We start from the raw sequence: 18,590 nt of genomic DNA, 5'->3' as shown, positions 1-18,590 counted from the left end.
AGACTTCCTCCACACCTACAACCACCACCGCACCCACACCGCACTCGGCGGCCAGCCACCCATCACCCGCGTCAACAACCCTCCAGGTCAATACATCTAGGACGTGGTGGGAATCGGGGTGGGTGTGCGATCCTCGGTGCGTGACCGGGACGGACCTCTTCGCGCGACGCCATGTCGATCTCATGCGCGTCTGCGTCGCCGCCTGTCGTCGTTGATCCGCACCACGCCGTTGGTGCCGAAGCGCGGCCTGCCCTCCTAGGAGCGCCGCCGCTCGTCAGAATCGAACCCAGACCGCCGCCGCCGGTACCGGCCGCGCCGCGCCTGGGTGTCGTGGGGGTCAACTCGACAACATCTGAGGTCAACCATGAGCATGCTCGACCTGCGTCGCATGATGCTGCTACGCGATCTCGCCGATCTCGGCACGGTCACCGCCGTCGCCGAACGGCGCAACATCACCAACTCCGCCGTCTCACAGCAACTTCGGGTCCTGGAGGTCGAGACCGGCTCGATCCTGTTCCGCAGGGACGGGCGCACCCTGGGCCTCACCCGCAGCGGCCGGATCCTCGTGGACCACGTACGCGTCGTGCTCGGCGCCGTCGACGACGCGATGAGCGCGCTGGCTGCCACCCGCGACCAGGTCTCGGGACAGATCGCGATGGTCTCCTACAACCTGGGCATACCCGTCCTGGCGGCGCCGCTGATCCACCTGCTGAGCGCCGAGGAGCCGCACTTGCAGATCCACCTCCAGCAGGCCGAGGCCGATGACGCGCTGCGCCTGCTGCGCCAGGGCGAGGTCGACGTGGCCGTCACCTACCGGTGCGACTTCGAGGCGCAGGACCTGCTCAACGGGCTGAGCCGGGAGGTGCTGCTGGTCGAGCCGTTCGTGCTCCTTGCGCCGACCGGGCTGCACGCGCGGGTCCGCAGCCTGGGGCTCGCGGCGCTCGCCGAACAGGTGTGGGTCACCGGTCTGGCCAACTCCACCCTGGACACGGCGCTGCTGAGGGCCGCCGAGCGGGCCGGGTTCACCCCGCGGATCACGCACCGGCTGGTGACCGCCCAGATCGTCTGCGACCTGGCCGCCACCGAGGTCGTCTCGGCGATCGTGCCCCGGCTGTCCGTACCGGCGCACCTGGAACACCTCATCGTCGAGGGCGTGCCGATCGGCTACCGCACGATCAGTTCGGTCACGCGCACCACCCGCAGGAACGACCCGAACATCGCGCTCGTCCTGCGCACGCTGCGCTCGATCGGTGAACAGGCGCTGCACAGACGGGTCCTGCGCGTCGCCTCCTGACCGCGCCGCCAGGACCGCGTACCGCGCCGCGCACCCGCGCGGTCCGGGACCGGGACCGGGACCGCGCCGCGGTCACGGGCGCACCCCGGCCCGACAGTTAAGCGCAGCCGCAACGACGCCGTAGCCGAACCTTGTTGATCGGCCACGCCGCCGGATCGACGCTGAGGTGCCACAGGAACCGGGCGCCACAGTGAGCAGGGGAGCACGCATGACGGAAACAGCCGAGGCCACGAGCGGTGTCACCTTCGGCTCGGCGCGACTGCGGGAGCTGATCGAGCACATCGGCGACGGCGCGATCGGGCGGGACGAGCGCGACGAACTGCCGTACGCGGCCGTCGAGGCGGCGAAGAGGGCAGGGCTCGGCGCCCTGCGGGTGCCGGTCGAACGGGGCGGGGGCGGCGCGAGCCTCACCCAGCTCTTCGAGGTGTTCATCGACCTGGGCGCCGCGGACTCCAATGTGGCGCACATCCTGCGCAGCCACTTCGGTGTGGTGGAGGGGCTGCTGCGCGGCGGCCGCCCCGAGGACGCGGTCTGGCTCGACCGTGTCGCGCGCGGTGAGCTGATCGGCTCCGCCTCCACCGAACTGGGCGCGAAGGCGGGGGCCACCGACTTCCCGTACCGGACCACCGTCAGCCGCACGGACGGCGGCCTGCGGCTGAACGGCACGAAGCACTACACCACGGGCAGCCTGTACATGGACTGGCTGGTCGTCGGCGTCACCGACGTGGACGGCGGGAGGGCCCAGGTCATCGTCCCCACCGACCGCCCCGGCGTGCTGCGCCCCAACGACTGGGACGGCTTCGGCCAGCGCTTCACGGGCAGCGGCACGGTGACCTTCGACGATGTCGCCATCACACCCGAGGACTACTTCGTCCGGGCGACCGACGCCCGCGAATCCGTCCCGTACCCGGCGACGTTCTTCCACATCCAGCTCAACGCGATGATCGCGGGCATCCTGCGCCGGGTGGCGGCCGACGCGGTCGCACACGTCCGGGCCAAGAAGCGGGCTTTCTACCACGCGCCCGCCGACGCGCCGACCGAGGACCCGATCGTGCAGTACAGCGTGGGGCTGCTGCACAGCCAGGCGTTCGCCGCGCAGGCCCTGGTCCTGACCGCCGGACGCGCGCTGGAGGACGCCTACGCGGCGCACGGCACCCCCGAGGAGGCCGAGCTGTCCGCGCGCGCGTCGCTGCTCAACGCCAAGGCCAAGGTCGTCGTGGACGAACTCGCCAACCGCGCCGCGTCCGAGCTCTTCGACATCGGCGGCGGCTCGCTGGTCCGCCGCGGCGCCCACCTCGACCGGCACTGGCGCAACATCCGTACGATCGCCGCCCACAATCCGAAGACGCTCAAAGCGGTCGCGGTGGGCCGCTACGAACTCAACGGAACGCCGCTGCCGAACCAGGGCTTCTTCTAGGAACCGCCGCCCCGACACGTCCGGGGCCGCGGCGCTTGCGCTGGAGTCCACTCCAGCTCCTAGCGTGTGAGGCATGACAACGACTCAGCACGCGATCGGCTCGGGATTCGGCGCACAGACCACCGCGCGGGAGGTGCTGGAGGGGATCGACCTGACCGGCAGGCTCGCCCTCGTCACCGGCGGCTACTCCGGCATCGGCCTGGAGACCACCCGCGCGCTGGCCGCGGCGGGCGCCCACGTCGTCGTACCGGCCAGGCGGCCCGCGACCGCCAAGGACGCGCTCGACGGCGTCGACGGCGTGGAGGTCGACGAGCTCGACCTGGCCGACCTCGACAGCGTCCGCGGTTTCGCCGAGCGCTTCCTGGCCACCGGGCGCGGCATCGACATCGTCATCAACAGCGCCGCCGTCATGGCCTGCCCCGAGACGCGGGTAGGTCCCGGCTGGGAGGCGCAGTTCGCCACCAACCACCTCGGGCACTACGCGCTGGTGAACCGGCTGTGGCCGGCGATCGAGGACGGCGGCGCGCGCGTCGTCGCGGTCTCCTCGGCCGGTCACCACTACTCCGCCATCCGCTGGGACGACCCGCAGTTCGCGCGCGGCGGCTACGAGAAGTGGCAGGCGTACGGCCAGGCCAAGACGGCCAACGTGCTGTTCGCGGTGCACCTCGACCACCTCGCCGGGCGGCGCGGGGTGCGGGCCTTCGCGCTGCACCCCGGCGGCATCCTCACCCCGCTCCAGCGCCACCTGCCCCAGTCGGAGCTGATCGAGCGCGGCCTGATCGACGAGAACGGCGAACCGCTGGAGTCCGCCGGGCTCAAGAGCACCGAGCAGGGCGCCGCCACCCAGGTCTGGGCCGCCACCTCGCCCATGCTCGACGGCAAGGGCGGCGTCTACCTGGCGGACTGCGAGATCGCCGAGCCCGCGCCCGCGGACGGCACCAGGATCGGTGTGAAGGACTACGCGATCGACCCGGACCAGGCCGCCCGGCTGTGGACGCTGTCCGCCGAACTGACCGGCGTGGACGCCGTCACGCCCCGGTAGGCCGCCCGCTCACGCCCCGCCCGCACCCGCGACCCCGCACTCCCCAGCAGCCGGTAGGGGGTCGCGGCACCGGGCGGCGTAATGTTGCCCAAGGCAAACAGAGCAGCATTACGGGAGAGGAAGCAGCACCATGAGTGCTCAGGCAGACGCCGCGCCGGCCGGCACCGCGGCGCCCCCGACGGAGTACACACACCGGCAGATCATGGTCATCCTCTCGGGGCTGCTGCTCGGCATGTTCCTGGCGGCACTGGACCAGACGGTGGTCTCCACGGCCATCTACAAGATCGGTGAGAGCCTCAACGGCCTGACCGCCCAGGCGTGGGTGACCACCGCCTTCCTGATCACCTCGACGATCAGCACACCGCTGTACGGCAAGCTCTCCGACCAGTACGGGCGCAAGCCGTTCTTCCTCTTCGCCATCGCGATATTCATCGTCGGCTCGGCGCTGTGCATGCTGTCGACGTCGATGTACATGCTCGCGGGCTTCCGCGCCCTCCAGGGCATCGGCGCGGGCGGGCTGTTCTCGCTCGCGCTCGCCATCGTCGGCGACATCATCCCGCCGCGCCAACGAGCCAAGTACCAGGGCTACTTCATGGCCGTCTTCGGCACGTCCAGCGTGCTCGGACCGGTCATCGGCGGCGCGCTGGCCGGGCAGGACTCGCTGCTCGGCATCGACGGCTGGCGCTGGATCTTCCTGATCAACGTCCCCATCGGCATCCTCGCCCTGTTCGTGGTCGCCAGGGTCCTGCACGTGCGCCAGGAACGACGGCCGCACCGGATCGACTACCTCGGGGCGACCGCGCTGATCGTCGCCCTCGTACCGCTGCTGATCGTGGCCGAACAGGGCCGCGAGTGGGGCTGGGGCGCCGCGTCCTCGCTGTCCTGCTACATCATCGGCGCGGTCGGCATCGTCGCCTTCCTGCTGGCCGAGCGCCGGGCGGGCGAGGAGGCGCTGCTGCCGCTGCGGCTCTTCCGCAACGGCGTCTTCGCGGTCGGCTCCGCGCAGTCCGCGATCATCGGCATCGGCATGTTCGGCGGCATCACGCTGCTGCCGCTCTACCTCCAGCTCGTCAAGGGCAACTCGCCGACCAAGGCCGGTCTGCTCACCCTGCCGCTGGTGCTCGGCATCATGATCTTCTCGATGGTGTCCGGCCAGATCACCTCGCGCACCGGCCGCTACAAGATCTTCCCCATCATCGGCTGCGCCCTGCTGGTGGGCGGCATGCTGATGCTGTGGCAGATGTCGGCCGACAGCAGCCTGTTCTACGTGGACGTGTCGATGTTCGTCGTCGGCGCCGGACTCGGCCTGAACATGCAGACGATCGTGCTGGCCATGCAGAACGCGGTGCCGCCGCGCGACATCGGGGTCGCCACCTCCTCGACGACCTTCTTCCGGCAGATGGGCGGCACGCTCGGCGTCGCCGTCTTCCTGTCGATCGTCTACTCCGTCGTGGGCGGCAAGATCGGCTCCGCCTTCGCCGCCGCCAAGGGAGGAGAAGCGTTCCAGCAGGCCGCCGCCGCGCACCCGGACCAGCTCAAGACGCTCACCTCGGCGTCCTCGGGCAGCACCGGCACGCTCAACGACACGTCGTTCCTCAGCCATGTCGACCCGGCGCTCGCCCACCCCTTCAAGACCGGCTTCACCGACGCGATCAACGTCGCCTTCCTCGTCGGCGCGGGCGTCCTGGTGATCGCCTTCGTGCTGTCGCTGCTCATCAAGGAGGTCCCGCTGCGCACCACGGCGGGGGACTTCTCGCAGGAGGAGAAGGTGGAGGCGGCGACCTCCTGAGTCAGGGCGTGTCCCTCGGCTCGCCGCACAGCCGGTACAGCAGCGCGTAGGCCGTCTTGACGATGCGGCAGCCGCGGTCGTGCCGGGTGGCGCATCCGGCCACCGCCGTACCGGTCGCCGGATGGAAGCCGAGGAACGTCTGCTGCCCGAAGGTGGCCCCCGCGTGGAAGAGCAGGGGGCCACCCGGCGCCGGATGGTGGTACCAGGTCAGCGTGTGCGTGTTCCGGTGACCGAGCCCCCGGCGCAGTTGCGGGACCTGGACGTCGCGCAGCGCCGCCTCCAACGCCGCGCCGCCGGACCGCAGGTGCGCCTCGGCGTAGCGGAGCAGGTCGGTCGGTGTGGACCGGACCCCGCCCGCCGCCGTGAAGGCCGCCATGTCGGTCGGCGGCAGCGGCGTACGCCCGTCGGTCCGGTAGCCGACCGCCGCGAGGACACCGCCCGGCCCCGTCGTGGTGCCGGGCAGCCCCAGGGGCGCCAGCACCCGCCCCGCCAGCAGCGTGCCGTAGTCCGTTCCCGTGGCGTGTTCCATCGCGGGTCCGAGCAGCGCGATGCCGAGGTTGGAGTAGTGCCAGCGGCTGCCGGGGGCGTGGCGGGTACGGGTGTCCGCGAAGGCCCGCAGCAGCCGTCCGGTGTCGTAGCGGGCGTAGCTGTTGGTGTACGGCCGCAGCACCGCGCCCGCCACCAGGTCACGCGGCACGCGCGGCAGCCCCGAGGTGTGGGTCGCCAGGTGCCGCAGCGTGATCCGCCGCGCGTACGGGTGGGGGAGCGGCAGGTCCGGCAGGTGCGCGGCGAGCGGGTCGTCGAGACCGAGTACGCCGTCGCGGGCGAGTGCCGCCAGCAGCAGCACGGTGAACGTCTTGGAGAGCGAGCCGAGTTCGTACCGCGCCTCCTCGCGCGCCGCCCGCGGCGGCGCGCTGCCGCCGCCCACCAGTGTCCGCCGTCCCGCGCGGGAGACGGCCAGCACGACATCGGGCGCCCTGACCTCGGTGACCGCCCGCTCCAGCAGGTCGCGGACCGGCGCGCCGTCGGCCGTACGGTCCTCGGCCTCGTCCGGCGCGAGGTCCACCGCCGTGGCGCTCACGCGACCGCGTCCGCGTCCGCCGACAGCGCGCGGGAGGTGGCCATCGCGGAGGCGAAGGCGGCGACCAGCGTCGGGTGGTGCACCTGGTCGAAGACCTCGGCCGCGTCCCCGTCCGGCATCCCGTTGCGCACCGGCATCGCACCGCTGTCGGACTGCGCGGCGGCGTACCGCTCCCACACCTCGCCGTCGAGCGCCGGGCGCGGCAGACAGGCGTCCACGACCAGCAGTTCGCCGAGCAGGTCCCAGTGGGCGAGGTCGGCCCAGTCCTCGGTCCAGGCCGGGAGATACCGCGTCAGGTAGTCGACGATCGCGGGCGGGATGCGGTCCGGCGCCTCGCCCCAGTTGGTGAGGTGGAAGACGGTGTGCGTGAGGTCGTACGCGATGTGGAACTGCACCGTCCAGGGCTCCGGCGTCTGGCCCAGCCAGGTGCGCTCCACGGCCAGGTCGAAGTCGCCGCTGGGCACCAGGCCCAGCTTGCGCTCGGCGTTGAGCAGGCCCAGGCGCCGGTTGGGCACCATCTCCAGGGCCCGCCAGGACGCCGTGCGGCGCGAGAGGGCGACGGCGTCCTCGACACCGGGGTGCCGGTGGCCCAGCTCGTAGAAGGTCGCGTAGATCTCCAGCGGCACGGGGGAGAGCGGTTCGTCGCGCTGGAGCGCCGCCAGTACGTTGCCGCCGTCCAGCAACTCGCGCCAGGCGAAGTCCAGCAGCCGCAGCGACCGGTCGCGCTGCCGTGACCCGGCCACGCCCTCGCGCGAGAGCACCCGCATGTTGATCGCCAACTCGCCGATGGGCTTGAGGCGTTCGATGACCGCGCCGCTGGTGGCGCGGTCGTCGTCGGTGAGCCGGAAGTGCTCCCGGTTCGCGTCGAGCCAGGCCAGCGCGCGCTCGCCCACCTGGTGCAGGAGCGCGGGGGATGCGGCCGTCGTCATCACGATGCTGCCTCGCTTTCCAGGACCGGGCGCCGTACGCCCGCGGTCGGGCCCGCCGGCCGCGTCGGGCCGATCCGGGCCAGGGTGGCCGCGAAGGCGGTCACCAACGTGGAGTGGTAGCAGGCGGTGAACGCCTCGGCGGCGGCCGTGCCCGGCGGCGGCGCGGCGCCGATCTCGGGCACCGCGCCGTCCGCCCCCTGCGCCCCGGCCAGCAGCCGCCAGGCCGCCGCGTCCGGGACGGGCGCGGGCAGGCAGGCCGCCACGGCGAGCAGTTCGCCGACCAGATCCCACAGCTCCTCCTCCAGCCAGCTCTCCAGCCAGGACGGGATCCACAGCCGCAGATACTCGGCGCGGTCGGCGGGCATCCGGTGCGGGGCGCGGCCCCAGTCGGTGAGGTGGAAGACGTCGTGCGTCACGCCGTAGGCCGCCTTGCGGTCCAGCGTCCACGGCTCGACCGCCCGGCCGAGTCCCGTCATGGCCAGCACCGCGTCGAAGTCGGCGTGGTGGCGCAGCCCGATCCGCCGCTCGGCGTTGAGCACGCCGAGGGTACGGGTGTGATCCTCGCGCGCCACCCGCCAGCCGCGCAGCCCGGTCATGGTGCGCACCAGTTCTTCGACGCCCGGATGGCTCAGCCCGGTCTGCGCGAAGACCCCGTACAGCTCGACCGGGTAGGTCGCGCGCGGCTCGCCGCGGATCAGGTCGCCGAACAGCTCACCGTCGCGCGTCTCACGCCAGGCGAAGCGGAAGAGGCCGTCCGCGAGGTCGCGGACGGCGGGCAGCGGGTGGTGCGTTCGGATGAGGTGGCTGAGTTCGGCCAGCTCGCCGAGGGGTTTGAGCGTGGTGTTGGGATCGGCGTCGGTCGTCACGTCCGGGGGCAGCCGGAAGCACGGGCGCATGCCGTCCAGCCAGGTGAGCGCCGAGACGGCCATGCGGTCCAGCGGCTCCGGGCCGGCGCCCGCCGCGGGGACCCGGCCGCCGGTCACGAACCGCGCCCGTGGAAACGCGCCGCCGCGGTGATGTGCAGCGCCACGCGGGGGTCGTCGCCGCTCATCTGACGGACGAACACCAGGCCGCTGTCCAGACCGAGCGAGTCCGGAACGTCCGGCAGGCCCGCCAGCCAGCGGCCGAGTCCGGCCGCCTGGAGCCAGTCGCGACGGCGGACCGCGCGGACGAAGCCGCGGGCCAGGTCGTCGGTGCGCTCCGCCAGGCACCCGGCCAGCGGGGTGTCGAGCCCCGGCAGCGACAGCGAGGCCAACTGCGAGGCCCGGTGGGCCAGTCGCGGCCACGCGTCGGTGGCGGCCCACTGCGTCGCGGCGGGCGGCTCCGGCGGCCGGCCGTCGGCGTCCGGGGGCAGGAAGGCGCGCGCCGCCGCCGCGAGCCCCCGGTAGCTCCACACCGACACCTCGGAGGCGTCGGCCCCCGGCGGATAGGCGGCGAGCGCGGCGCGGACGAGGGCCTGATCGGCCGTGCCCGCCGCGCCGCCCGTGTCATGGGCGGGGCCGCGGTCCAGCGCGTACGGCGCCAGTACGTCGGCGCCCAGTACCCGGATCGCGGCCGATGCCACCGCTTCGCCCTGCGGGAGTACGCGCGACAGCGCATAGGAGCCGCCCCCGCCCCGAAGGGCGAGGGCGACTGCCTGTGCGACGTCGGCGACCACAGCGCTCAGCGGGGATGTCCCCTGCGCCTGCTCTGCCAACGTGACCCCTCAGTTCAGGACGCGTCCGTCTTCGTCGGACGGGGGGTCGGGGGCGAGATCAGCAGAAGTCCTGCGAGGAGCAGACCGCCGCCGCACTCGCGCGTGTCGCGGTAGATGCCCTCGGGTTCCGCGGAGTCCAGCAGTCCTTCGACCTCAGCGGCGAGGACCGCCGACTCGACCGGGGCTGTGAGATCCGAGTTCATGGAATCATCTCCTTGTTCGGCTGGATCTCCTTCAGCATGGCCGAGGTTCCAAAGTGCCGCAAACGGAACAAATCGCCCAGGCGGTGACCCGTATCGCGGCCCGCGCGACACCGGCGCGTACGGCCCTGTCCGCGCCCCCGACACCGCGGCTCTTTCCTCGCCCCCGCGGCATCCGTCGTGGCCCGACGCTCCCGTACGACCGCGCGGGGAAGGGGAGTTCACGGCCATGAATATTGTCTGACAAGTGAGGTCGGGTGCCCGGCGGTGCCCGACGCGGGACCTCTGACCTGCGCCGGGACGTCGTCATGCGGCGCGCGTACGGCGGTATCCGGGGTGTCCGCGCGGGGCGCGGAGGTGGGGGCGGGTAGGACACGGGTCGGTCACGGGATATCTTGATGTCGAGCAATGTTGCAGACCTGGACGGAGTGACCGGTGGCTGACTCGACCATCATCTACACGCATACCGACGAGGCTCCGGCCCTGGCGACGTACTCGCTGCTGCCGGTGATCGAGGCGTACGCCTCCACCGCCGGGGTCACCGTCGAGACCCGCGACATCTCGCTGTCGGGGCGGATCATCGCCGTCTTCCCCGAGTACCTGCGCGAGGACCAGCGGATCGACGACGCGCTCGCCGAGCTGGGTGAACTGGCCAAGACGCCCGCCGCGAACATCATCAAGCTGCCGAACGTCTCGGCGTCGATCCCGCAGCTCAAGGCCGCCATCGCCGAGCTGCGCGAGCAGGGCTACGCGCTGCCCGACTACCCGGACGACCCGAAGTCCGACCAGGACAAGGACGTCCGCGCCCGCTACGACAAGGTCAAGGGCAGCGCCGTCAACCCGGTGCTGCGCGAGGGAAACTCCGACCGCCGCGCCCCCGCCTCGGTGAAGAACTACGCCAAGGCGCACCCGCACCGCATGGGCGCCTGGACGCCGGAGTCCAAGACGAACGTCGCGCACATGGACGGCGACGACTTCCGTTCGACCGAGAAGTCCGCGGTCGTCTCCGAGGCCGGATCGCTCCGCATCGAGCTGGCCGGGGACGACGGCAGCACCACCGTGCTGCGCGAGTCCGTACCCGTACTGGCCGGTGAGGTCGTGGACGCCGCCGTCCTGCGGGTCGCGGCGCTGCGTGAATTCCTCACCGCCCAGATCGCCCGCGCCAAGGCCGAGGGCGTGCTGTTCTCGGTGCACCTCAAGGCCACCATGATGAAGGTCTCCGACCCGATCATCTTCGGCCACGTCGTACGCGCCTTCTTCCCCAAGACCTTCGCCGAGCACGGCGCGACGCTCGCCGCGGCCGGTCTCACCCCGAACGACGGCCTCGGCGGCATCCTCAAGGGCCTGGAGTCGCTGCCCGAGGGCGCCGCGATCAAGGCGTCCTTCGACGCCGAGCTCGCCGAGGGCCCCGAGCTGGCCATGGTCGACTCCGACCGCGGCATCACCAACCTGCACGTGCCCAGCGACGTCATCGTGGACGCGTCCATGCCCGCCATGATCCGCACCTCGGGTCACATGTGGGGGCCTGACGGCCAGGAAGCCGACACCCTCGCGGTCATCCCGGACCGCAGCTACGCGGGCATCTACCAGGTCACCATCGACGACTGCCGCGCGCACGGCGCCTTCGACCCGGCCACCATGGGCTCGGTGCCCAACGTCGGCCTGATGGCCCAGGCCGCCGAGGAGTACGGCAGCCACGACAAGACCTTCGAGATCCCCGTCACCGGTACGGTGCGCGTGGTCGACGGAGCCGGCCGGGCCGTGCTGGAGCAGGCCGTCAGCGCGGGCGACATCTTCCGCATGTGCCAGACCAAGGACGTGCCGATCCAGGACTGGGTCAAGCTCGCCGTCACCCGCGCCCGCGCCACCGGCACCCCCGCGGTGTTCTGGCTGGACGAGGACCGCGCGCACGACGCCAACCTGATCGCCAAGGTCGAGCGGTACCTGCCCGAGCACGACACCGACGGCCTCGACATCCGGATCCTGCCGCCGGTCGACGCCATCGCCTTCTCGCTGGAGCGGATCCGCCGCGGCGAGGACACCATCTCCGTGACCGGCAACGTGCTGCGCGACTACCTCACCGACCTCTTCCCGATCCTCGAACTCGGCACGAGCGCCAAGATGCTCTCGGTCGTCCCGCTGATCAACGGCGGCGGACTGTTCGAGACCGGCGCCGGCGGCTCTGCGCCCAAGCACGTGCAGCAGCTCGTCAAGGAGAACTACCTGCGCTGGGACAGCCTCGGTGAGTTCCTCGCCCTCGCGGTGAGCTTCGAGCACCTCGCGCAGAGCACGGACAACCCGCGCGCCCAGATCCTCGCGGACACCCTCGACCGGGCGACCGGCACCTTCCTCAACGAGGACAAGTCGCCCAGCCGCCGCCTCGGCGGCATCGACAACCGCGGCAGCCACTTCTACCTGGCCCTCTACTGGGCCCAGGAGCTGGCCGCGCAGACCGACGACATCAAGCTCGCGGAGGCGTTCGGCGCGCTCGCCACGACGCTGGCCGAGCAGGAGCAGGCCATCGTCGGCGAGCTGATCGCGGTCCAGGGCTCGCCGGTCGACCTCGGCGGCTACTACCGGCCCGACGCGGCCAAGGCCGCGGCCGTCATGCGGCCGTCGCAGACGCTGAACCAGGCGCTGTCGACCCTGGGCTGACGCCGCCGCCACCGGGCTGACCTGTACGGATCGACCCCGGCGGACATCACCGCATCGCACATCCCCGTGCCCCGACCGGCATGTCCGGCCGGGGCGCGGGCACGAGTCCCGGTGCTTTGCGATAGTTGAGATGTCCCGCTTGTACGCGGACCCCTTCCGATCCACGGGGTCCCTGTCCGATCCGAGCCTGGTGAGGAACGCATTGACGACACAGGAGAGCGGCGTGCCCGCGGCACTGTCCCCGGCGGCGGAACCGCAGGCGGTGCTGAGCCCGCTGACCACCGCGGCGACCTTCCTGGTGCTGACCGTCGACCCCGGCGGCGAGGCCGTGGCGCGCGACCTGCTGGCCGACCTCGCGGGCTTGCAGCGGTCGATCGGCTTCGGCAGCCCCGAGGGCAGGCTGAGCTGTGTCGCGGGCATCGGCTCCGAGGCGTGGGACCGGCTCTTCGCCGGACCGCGCCCCGCCGGGCTGCACCCCTTCGAGGAACTGCGCGGCGCCCGGCACCGGGCTGTCTCTACCCCCGGCGACCTGCTCTTCCACATCAGGGCCACCCGGATGGACCTGTGCTTCTCGCTCGCCACCGAGATCATGAACCGGCTGCGCGGCTCGGTCACCCTCCGCGACGAGACCCAGGGCTTCGTCTACCGCGACGCCCGCGACCTGCTCGGCTTCGTCGACGGCAGCGAGAATCCGGTCGGCCCGGCCGCCCACCGGGCCGTGCTCATCGGTGACGAGGACCCCGACTTCGCGGGCGGCAGCTACGTCATCGTGCAGAAGTATCTGCACGATCTCGACGCCTGGAACGCGCTGCCCGTCGAGGAGCAGGAAAGGATCATCGGCCGCCGCAAGCTGAGCAATGTGGAGCTGGACGAGGACGCCTCGCACGTCGCGCTCAACACCATCACCGAGGCCGACGGCACCGAGCGCAAGATCCTGCGCGACAACATGCCCTTCGGCAGTCCGGGCAGGGGCGAATTCGGCACCTACTTCATCGGTTACGCGCGCACCCCCGACGTCACCGAGCAGATGCTGCGGAACATGTTCCTCGGCCTGCCGCCCGCCACCCACGACCGCATCCTGGACTTCTCCACGGCGGTCACCGGGACCCTGTTCCACGCCCCGGCCGCCGGTTTCCTGGACGACCTCCCCGACCCGCCCGCCCGCGCGTCCGCGCCGGGCACCGCGACCCCGGCCGCACCCGCCCCCGTCACGGTCCCCGTCGAATCCGCCACCGTCGAATCCGCCCCCGCCGTACCCGACGACTCGCTGGGTATCGGCGACCTGAAGAGGAGCACCACGCCGTGAACAACCTGCATCGTGAACTGGCCCCCATCTCCGCCGCCGCCTGGGCCGATCTGGAGGACGAGGCGCGACGCACGTTCAAGCGCAACGTGGCGGGGCGCCGGATCGTGGACGTACCGGAACCGGCCGGATCCGAGCTGTCCGCCGTCGCCACCGGGCACCTCGACGCCATCGAGTCGCCCGCCGACGGCGTCGCCGCGCACGTACGGCGCTCGCAAGCGGTGGTCGAACTGCGGCTGCCCTTCAGCGTCGACCGCCGCCAGGTGGACGACGTCGAGCGCGGCGCGAAGGACGCGGACTGGCAGCCCGTCAAGGACGCCGCCCGGCAGCTCGCCTTCGCCGAGGACCGGGTGATCTTCGAGGGCTACCCGGCCGCCGGTATCGACGGCATCCGCGCCGCCTCCTCCAACCAGGCGATCGCCCTGCCCGACGACGTACGCGACTACCCGAACGCCGTCAGCCAGGCGATCACCGCGCTGCGCCTCGCGGGCGTCGACGGCACCTACCACCTGGCGCTCAGCGCCGACGCGTACACCGCGGTCAACGAGACCTCGGACCACGGCTACCCGATCCACCAGCACCTGGCGCGGCTGCTGGACGGCGACATCATCTGGGCGCCCGCCATCGACGGCGCGTTCCTGATCGCCGGCCGCGGCGGCGACTTCGAACTGCGCCTCGGCCAGGACCTGTCCATCGGTTACCTGTCCCACGACGACACCAGCGTGCAGCTCTACTTCCAGGAGACCCTGACCTTCCTCGTCCACACCGCGGAAGCCGCCGTCTCCCTGAAGTCCGCCCCGCGCGCCATCGCGGTCTGAGTCAGGGCGACCGGGTCCGGTCGGGTTCCAGGAACGCCAACGACTGCCGGAGGTTGTGCTCGACGACGCCCAGCATGAAGTCGCGGTCGGGGAAGTCGCCGTCGAGCAGGCGCAGCGGCCCGGCGACGAGCGACAGCCGCATGGCGAGCGCGTAAAACCGCAGCCGCCGCCCGTCCAATTCCGCCCCGCCCCGGTCCGGACCTCGGCCGGGCGCCGGGCGGCCGGGCAGCAGCCGGGCGTAGTGGTCGCCGAAGCGGATGCGCAGGAAGGCGTGCTCCCACTCGACGTCGAAGTACATCAGCCCCTCGACGTCGATCAGGACCGGCCTGCCTCGGGTGTCCACCAGTACGTGGTCGGGACCGAGTTCGCCGTGCACGACGGCGAACCGCTCGCGCGCGGGCACCGCGGCGTACGCCGTCCGCACGACGTCCTCCAGCCGGTCGCGGACGACGGCGATACGGGTGTCGCGCCGGGCGGCCTCGTACAGGTCGTCGAGGGCGCGGTCCAGGACGGCCCCCTCGCACGAACCGCCTTTCGACACACCGCCGTTGTCGACCAGTGCGACCTTGCCGAAGCCCGGAGCGGTGTGGTCCGCCATCAGGCCGAGCGCTTCGGCGAGGCGGTCCATGACCGGGGCCGCGCTCCGGGGGTCGGCGCGCAGCATCTCCTCAAGGGTCGGGCCCCGCACGTCCTCGACCACCGCGATGTCGGCGGGGTAGTGCGCCTTGCTGGTATCGGTCAGACGGATCCGCGGTGAGCGGACGCCGAGGGCGTGAAGGCGCCCGTGCGCGGCCTCGAAGAGGTCGATGCCGGAGGCGTGCGAGAACGGGTCGGTGTGGTCAGCGTCCGTGCCGTCGCTCGGCCAGTAGTTCTCGGTGTCGTCCCAGATGTAGACGATGACCGTCGAGTCGTCGTCGAGCGTCAGCCGGTAGACGCCCTTCTTGCTGCCGCCGCGCAGTCGGTCGACCCATGCGATGCGGCGGCCGGGTCCGAGGGCGGCCCGTGCCACCCCTTCCAGCCGCTCGCGGTCCGGAAATCCGCGTTCCGTGTGCATGCCCCACCCCTCGCGATCGACCGTGCAGTCTCCCACGGGCGGCGGTGACGATGCGTATCCCTTGTCCCCGTACGCCCGTGCCGCGTCGCGGAGACCTGGCCCATCCCGGATAGCCGGCCGTGCGCGGGGGCATACGCCGAACACAGGAGCGACGAGGACGGCGTACGGGGAACGGTGACAACGACCGCACAGGGCTGAACTCCGGCTGAGGAGGGGGACGATGGTGGATCTGCGCCGGGTCTGGGAAGGCTCGGCGGCCGGACGCGTGTGGCGCAAGGGCGCCGAACTGGAGCTGCTGCAACGCTCGATGGGCTTCGCCGCGCTCGGCCTGGTCACGTTGATGCCGCTGCTGATCGTGGTCGCCGCGGCGGCGCCCTTCCAACGCACCGGCTTCGCCCAGTGGGTGGTCGACGGCATGGGCCTGTCCCCGCACCCCGCCGAGTCCGTGCAGCGCCTGTTCGCCACACCGCGGCGGGTGTTGAGCACCACCAGCGCGCTCAGCCTGGCCTCGCTCGCGATCTTCGGACTGTCCTTCGCGGCCAGCGTCGAGACCGGCTACCGCAAGGTCTGGGAGCTGCCCGCCAGCCCCTGGCACAGCGTGTGGCGGCGCGCGGTGTGGCTCGCGGGCCTGACGGCGTATCTCTTCGCCGAGGCCCAGAGCGGCGCCTTCCTCAGCCACGGCTGGCGGCAGGCCGTCGTGCGCATCACCCTCACCCTCGTCTTCGGCGTCCTCTTCTTCTGGTGGGGCCAGCGCTTCCTCCTCGGCGGCCTCATCACCTGGGGCGCGGCCCTGCCCGGCGCCGTCCTCACCATGGCGGGCCTCGTCGGCCTGCGGGGCTTCTCCTGGCTGGTCTTCTCGCCGCTCATCGTCACCAACGCCGTCACCTACGGCTCGGTCGGCACCGTCTTGATGGTGCAGTGCTGGCTGATCGGCGTCGGCTTCGTCTTCTTCGGCGGCCCCCTCATCGGCTGCGAGATCCAGCAGACCCGCGCCCGCCGGGCGGCCGGCCGTCAGCAGACGGGGACGGAGGCGGAGACGGGGACGGAAGCGGAGACGGAGACGGAAGCGGAGACGGAGACGGAAGGAGAGGCGGTGGCGGACGGGGAGGGCCGCGTCGCCGGGTGGCGGCGCGGCCCGTAGGCGTCGGACGGTTCAGCCCCAGGGCTGGGAGACGACCCAGCTCGTGTCGTCGCTCCAGGACGTGGCGCTGTCCCAGGCGTTGGAGCCGCCGTTGCCGCCGATGTAGACGGTGTTGTTGTAGTGGCGGATGTCCTTGTCGGTGTAGTTGACGGACTGGAAGGTGTTGCCCTGGCCGTTGTTGCCCGGCTGCGGGCAGAAGGTGGCGTCCTGGGCGTAGAGGGAACCGCCGTCATTGGCATTGAGCTTGAGCTGGAAGTTGGAGTGGCGCAGGTACTGCCCCGAGGTGTTGGCGGACTCGAAGGAGACGCAGGCGCTGTTGGCCAGACCCGCCCGTACGATCCAGGTCGCGTCGGCCTTGTCGGTCGCCGAACTGGACGCGGACACCGGGGAGATGACCACATTGGCGTCGCTGTCGTCGTGCCGGATGTAGTCGGTGGTGCAGCACGCGGTCGTGGCTCGCAGCGAGATCCGCGAGCCGGGGGTCAGCGAACCGGAACCCGACGACTGGGTCGTGTACCCGACGGACGCGATGTTGGTCTGCACCGCGTTCTCGGTGGCGTCGGAGGGGTAGCCGGACGTCATCACGCCCTCGTAGAACGTACCGGCGGAGCCCTTGCTGTTGTCGCCGCCGATGCCGAGGATGATCGCGCCCTCCTTGTGCATCGGGTTGTAGCCCGAGACGTTGGGGCGTACGCCGCTGTAGTACGTCGACAGGCCGCCCGACTGCGCGTTGCCGCCGCGGATCGCCCACTGGTTCGGGCCGCCCTTGACCATGGCGGTCAGGTAGCGGAAATTCACCGTCGGGTCGTTGGCGTTGTAGTGCTGGTTCACGCCGGAGAACAGGCCGTTCTCCAGGTCGGCCATGACCCAGGGGCCGTTGCCCGCGCCGTAGCCCCAGACCTTGATGTTCCCGAAGTAGATGGCCTCCATGTGGCCGTTGCCGGTGTCGTTGTTACTGGTCTCGGCGTTGCCGTAGTCGAAGCAGCAGCCGCCGTTGTAGTGCGTGCCGTCGAGGATCGCGTACATCCCCTCCGGCTGGTCGCCGGTCGCGATCCCGCTGGTGTGGTCGTTGCGGTAGCCGGTGCCGGGCGCCACGTAGACGCCGTACGCCTTGTGGCCGCCCACCGTGGTCGGCGCCGCGGTCGCGTTCGCCAGATTGTCGGGTCCGCCCGCGGCCCCGCCGCCGGGCGCCTGGGTGAGGTTGTTGCCGCGTCCCGACTGGTCGTAGATGACCGTGATCACGCAGGTCGTCCCGGAGCAGAACGAGTCCTGTGCGGCGGCGTTGGCGTATCCGCCCGTGCTCAGCACGCCGATGTTCTGTGTGGCGTTGTCGGAGGCGCGCCTGACCTGGTAGAGCGAGCCGCTGTACGTGGAGTACAGCGCCCGTGTGGTGCTGTGGGCGGCCACGCAGGGGGTGCCGCCCGCGCTGTACGCGTCGCAGGGGAGCGAACCCGCCGCGTGGGAGGTGCCCGTGCCGCCGATCAGGAGACCCGCGACGAGGGTCGCCGCGGCGGCGAGGCAGAGCGCCCATTTCCTGAAACGGCCCGCTAAGGGATTCGTTGCGGTCAGGGACATGAATGTCCTCCTCGATGTGAGTGGGGGGACCGCCGCCCGGCAGCGGGCGGCGGCGCATCGCACCTGGCCGCACGGCGTCTCCGTGACGGTTGCGGTGAGCTTGAATTGTGATCGCTAACAACGCGACATGGTCCAGTGCTGCGGCAACGCGAAGGCGGCACGCGGCGGGTCCGGCACGCCGAGGCGCGCCGACCGTGCGTGAACGGTCCTGGCCCGCGCCGTCCCTGGCGGCGGCGGGATACCGGAGGGCCGTTCGCCCCGCCGACGCGCTACCGACTCCCGGGCCCGTCCGTGGCGGCTCGGCCTGGACGCAGAGCGCGAGAGCGCGTCACGCGGGGGTCTGACCCTCTATCGCTTGGCCGTTATTGTTAGCGCTCACTGTGGCGGCGTCAAGGCGTTGCGCAGAAGAAATCCCGCCCTGGGCGCCCCGGCCTCCGTTCGTCGGGCGCCTCGGGGGACGGGGGCGGCGGCGCATGGGAGACGTCAAGATCCCGCACCGGAGTCGGCCGGGCCGCACGGTCCGAGGCGCGGGGGAGGACCATGGAGGGGAGGGCGGCTTTTGTCGCGATTTGCGCGGTGCGCGGTGGGCGGGGGCT

The 18,590-nt window shown here is 71.7% G+C and carries 15 protein-coding genes and 1 pseudogene; 9 read left to right on the top strand and 7 right to left on the bottom strand.

All coding sequences use genetic code 11. The annotated features are described in order from the left end of the window. The 5 genes and pseudogenes from ACIP4Z_RS34795 to ACIP4Z_RS34775 all read left to right on the top strand — a co-directional run. Nucleotides 1-100: pseudogene (locus tag ACIP4Z_RS34795) on the top strand (IS481 family transposase); the annotation flags it as partial. A 264-nt stretch (nucleotides 101-364) separates the two neighbouring features. Further along, the gene (locus ACIP4Z_RS34790) at nucleotides 365-1,294 is read left to right on the top strand and encodes a LysR family transcriptional regulator (RefSeq protein WP_355347507.1); all 930 of its coding nucleotides are present in this window, start codon (nucleotides 365-367) and stop codon (nucleotides 1,292-1,294) included. A 208-nt stretch (nucleotides 1,295-1,502) separates the two neighbouring features. After that, entirely contained in the window at nucleotides 1,503-2,711 is a 1,209-nt protein-coding gene (locus tag ACIP4Z_RS34785) for an acyl-CoA dehydrogenase family protein (RefSeq protein WP_401314520.1), read from the top strand. Nucleotides 2,712-2,784: 73 nt separating this feature from the next. Further along, on the top strand, nucleotides 2,785-3,753 hold the full coding sequence (locus ACIP4Z_RS34780) for an SDR family NAD(P)-dependent oxidoreductase (RefSeq protein WP_401314518.1): 969 nt from the start codon (nucleotides 2,785-2,787) through the stop codon (nucleotides 3,751-3,753). Between the two features lie 130 nt (nucleotides 3,754-3,883). Continuing rightward, complete coding sequence (locus ACIP4Z_RS34775) at nucleotides 3,884-5,542, top strand: DHA2 family efflux MFS transporter permease subunit (protein ID WP_391052099.1); 1,659 nt, start codon at nucleotides 3,884-3,886, stop codon at nucleotides 5,540-5,542. 1 nt (nucleotide 5,543) lies between these two features. Here ACIP4Z_RS34775 and ACIP4Z_RS34770 read toward each other — a convergent pair whose 3' ends face one another. Genes ACIP4Z_RS34770 through ACIP4Z_RS34750 form a run of 5 tightly spaced genes read right to left on the bottom strand, consistent with a single transcriptional unit; the run spans nucleotide 5,544 to nucleotide 9,451 of the window. Next, complete coding sequence (locus ACIP4Z_RS34770) at nucleotides 5,544-6,623, bottom strand: serine hydrolase domain-containing protein (protein ID WP_401314515.1); 1,080 nt, start codon at nucleotides 6,621-6,623, stop codon at nucleotides 5,544-5,546. Continuing rightward, the gene (locus tag ACIP4Z_RS34765) at nucleotides 6,620-7,552 is read right to left on the bottom strand and encodes a DUF6895 family protein (RefSeq protein ID WP_401314513.1); all 933 of its coding nucleotides are present in this window, start codon (nucleotides 7,550-7,552) and stop codon (nucleotides 6,620-6,622) included. The genes ACIP4Z_RS34770 and ACIP4Z_RS34765 overlap by 4 nt, the downstream gene beginning before the upstream one ends. Beyond that, a complete protein-coding gene (locus ACIP4Z_RS34760; RefSeq protein ID WP_355347490.1) occupies nucleotides 7,552-8,535 on the bottom strand; it encodes a DUF6895 family protein in 984 nt (327 codons plus the stop codon). Before ACIP4Z_RS34760 ends, ACIP4Z_RS34765 begins: the two co-directional genes overlap by 1 nt. Then, nucleotides 8,532-9,248 carry a hypothetical protein gene (locus ACIP4Z_RS34755; RefSeq protein WP_401314511.1) on the bottom strand — a complete coding sequence of 239 codons (717 nt, stop codon included), beginning with the start codon at nucleotides 9,246-9,248 and terminating at the stop codon, nucleotides 8,532-8,534. Before ACIP4Z_RS34755 ends, ACIP4Z_RS34760 begins: the two co-directional genes overlap by 4 nt. Nucleotides 9,249-9,262: 14 nt before the next feature. Beyond that, complete coding sequence (locus tag ACIP4Z_RS34750) at nucleotides 9,263-9,451, bottom strand: hypothetical protein (RefSeq protein ID WP_188280008.1); 189 nt, start codon at nucleotides 9,449-9,451, stop codon at nucleotides 9,263-9,265. Nucleotides 9,452-9,883: 432 nt separating this feature from the next. On the opposite strand from ACIP4Z_RS34750, the gene ACIP4Z_RS34745 reads away from it, so the two are divergent. From ACIP4Z_RS34745 to ACIP4Z_RS34735, 3 genes are all read left to right on the top strand, one after another. Continuing rightward, nucleotides 9,884-12,103 (top strand): NADP-dependent isocitrate dehydrogenase, encoded by a 2,220-nt coding sequence (locus tag ACIP4Z_RS34745; RefSeq protein ID WP_355347483.1) that lies wholly within the window; start codon nucleotides 9,884-9,886, stop codon nucleotides 12,101-12,103. A gap of 223 nt (nucleotides 12,104-12,326) precedes the next feature. Continuing rightward, nucleotides 12,327-13,409, top strand: coding sequence for a Dyp-type peroxidase (locus ACIP4Z_RS34740; protein ID WP_401314509.1), 1,083 nt, complete (start codon nucleotides 12,327-12,329; stop codon nucleotides 13,407-13,409). After that, complete coding sequence (locus ACIP4Z_RS34735) at nucleotides 13,406-14,224, top strand: family 1 encapsulin nanocompartment shell protein (RefSeq protein ID WP_401314507.1); 819 nt, start codon at nucleotides 13,406-13,408, stop codon at nucleotides 14,222-14,224. The genes ACIP4Z_RS34740 and ACIP4Z_RS34735 overlap by 4 nt, the downstream gene beginning before the upstream one ends. 1 nt (nucleotide 14,225) lies before the next feature. On the opposite strand, the gene ACIP4Z_RS34730 is transcribed toward ACIP4Z_RS34735, so the two are convergent. After that, entirely contained in the window at nucleotides 14,226-15,278 is a 1,053-nt protein-coding gene (locus ACIP4Z_RS34730) for a phosphotransferase family protein (protein ID WP_401314505.1), read from the bottom strand. A 220-nt stretch (nucleotides 15,279-15,498) separates the two neighbouring features. On the opposite strand from ACIP4Z_RS34730, the gene ACIP4Z_RS34725 reads away from it, so the two are divergent. Further along, entirely contained in the window at nucleotides 15,499-16,419 is a 921-nt protein-coding gene (locus tag ACIP4Z_RS34725; protein ID WP_401314503.1) for a ribonuclease BN, read from the top strand. 12 nt (nucleotides 16,420-16,431) lie between these two features. Here ACIP4Z_RS34725 and ACIP4Z_RS34720 read toward each other — a convergent pair whose 3' ends face one another. Beyond that, on the bottom strand, nucleotides 16,432-17,994 hold the full coding sequence (locus tag ACIP4Z_RS34720) for an alpha-L-arabinofuranosidase B (protein ID WP_401314501.1): 1,563 nt from the start codon (nucleotides 17,992-17,994) through the stop codon (nucleotides 16,432-16,434). Nucleotides 17,995-18,590 lie beyond the last annotated feature (596 nt).

Source organism: Streptomyces sp. NPDC088910 (assembly GCF_044749865.1).
Classification (GTDB): Bacteria; Actinomycetota; Actinomycetes; order Streptomycetales; family Streptomycetaceae; genus Actinacidiphila.
This window is presented reverse-complemented; position numbering and strand designations above follow the sequence as displayed.

Bases quoted from the DNA above. Each gene is read 5' to 3' on its own strand.
- ACIP4Z_RS34725 (WP_401314503.1), top strand. From the start codon at position 15,499: ATGGTGGATCTGCGCCGGGTCTGGGAAGGCTCGGCGGCCGGACGCGTG.
- ACIP4Z_RS34785 (WP_401314520.1), top strand. From the start codon at position 1,503: ATGACGGAAACAGCCGAGGCCACGAGCGGTGTCACCTTCGGCTCGGCG.
- ACIP4Z_RS34775 (WP_391052099.1), top strand. From the start codon at position 3,884: ATGAGTGCTCAGGCAGACGCCGCGCCGGCCGGCACCGCGGCGCCCCCG.
- ACIP4Z_RS34780 (WP_401314518.1), top strand. From the start codon at position 2,785: ATGACAACGACTCAGCACGCGATCGGCTCGGGATTCGGCGCACAGACC.
- ACIP4Z_RS34765 (WP_401314513.1), bottom strand. From the start codon at position 7,552: ATGACGACGGCCGCATCCCCCGCGCTCCTGCACCAGGTGGGCGAGCGC.
- ACIP4Z_RS34790 (WP_355347507.1), top strand. From the start codon at position 365: ATGAGCATGCTCGACCTGCGTCGCATGATGCTGCTACGCGATCTCGCC.
- ACIP4Z_RS34750 (WP_188280008.1), bottom strand. From the start codon at position 9,451: ATGAACTCGGATCTCACAGCCCCGGTCGAGTCGGCGGTCCTCGCCGCT.
- ACIP4Z_RS34720 (WP_401314501.1), bottom strand. From the start codon at position 17,994: ATGTCCCTGACCGCAACGAATCCCTTAGCGGGCCGTTTCAGGAAATGG.
- ACIP4Z_RS34730 (WP_401314505.1), bottom strand. From the start codon at position 15,278: ATGCACACGGAACGCGGATTTCCGGACCGCGAGCGGCTGGAAGGGGTG.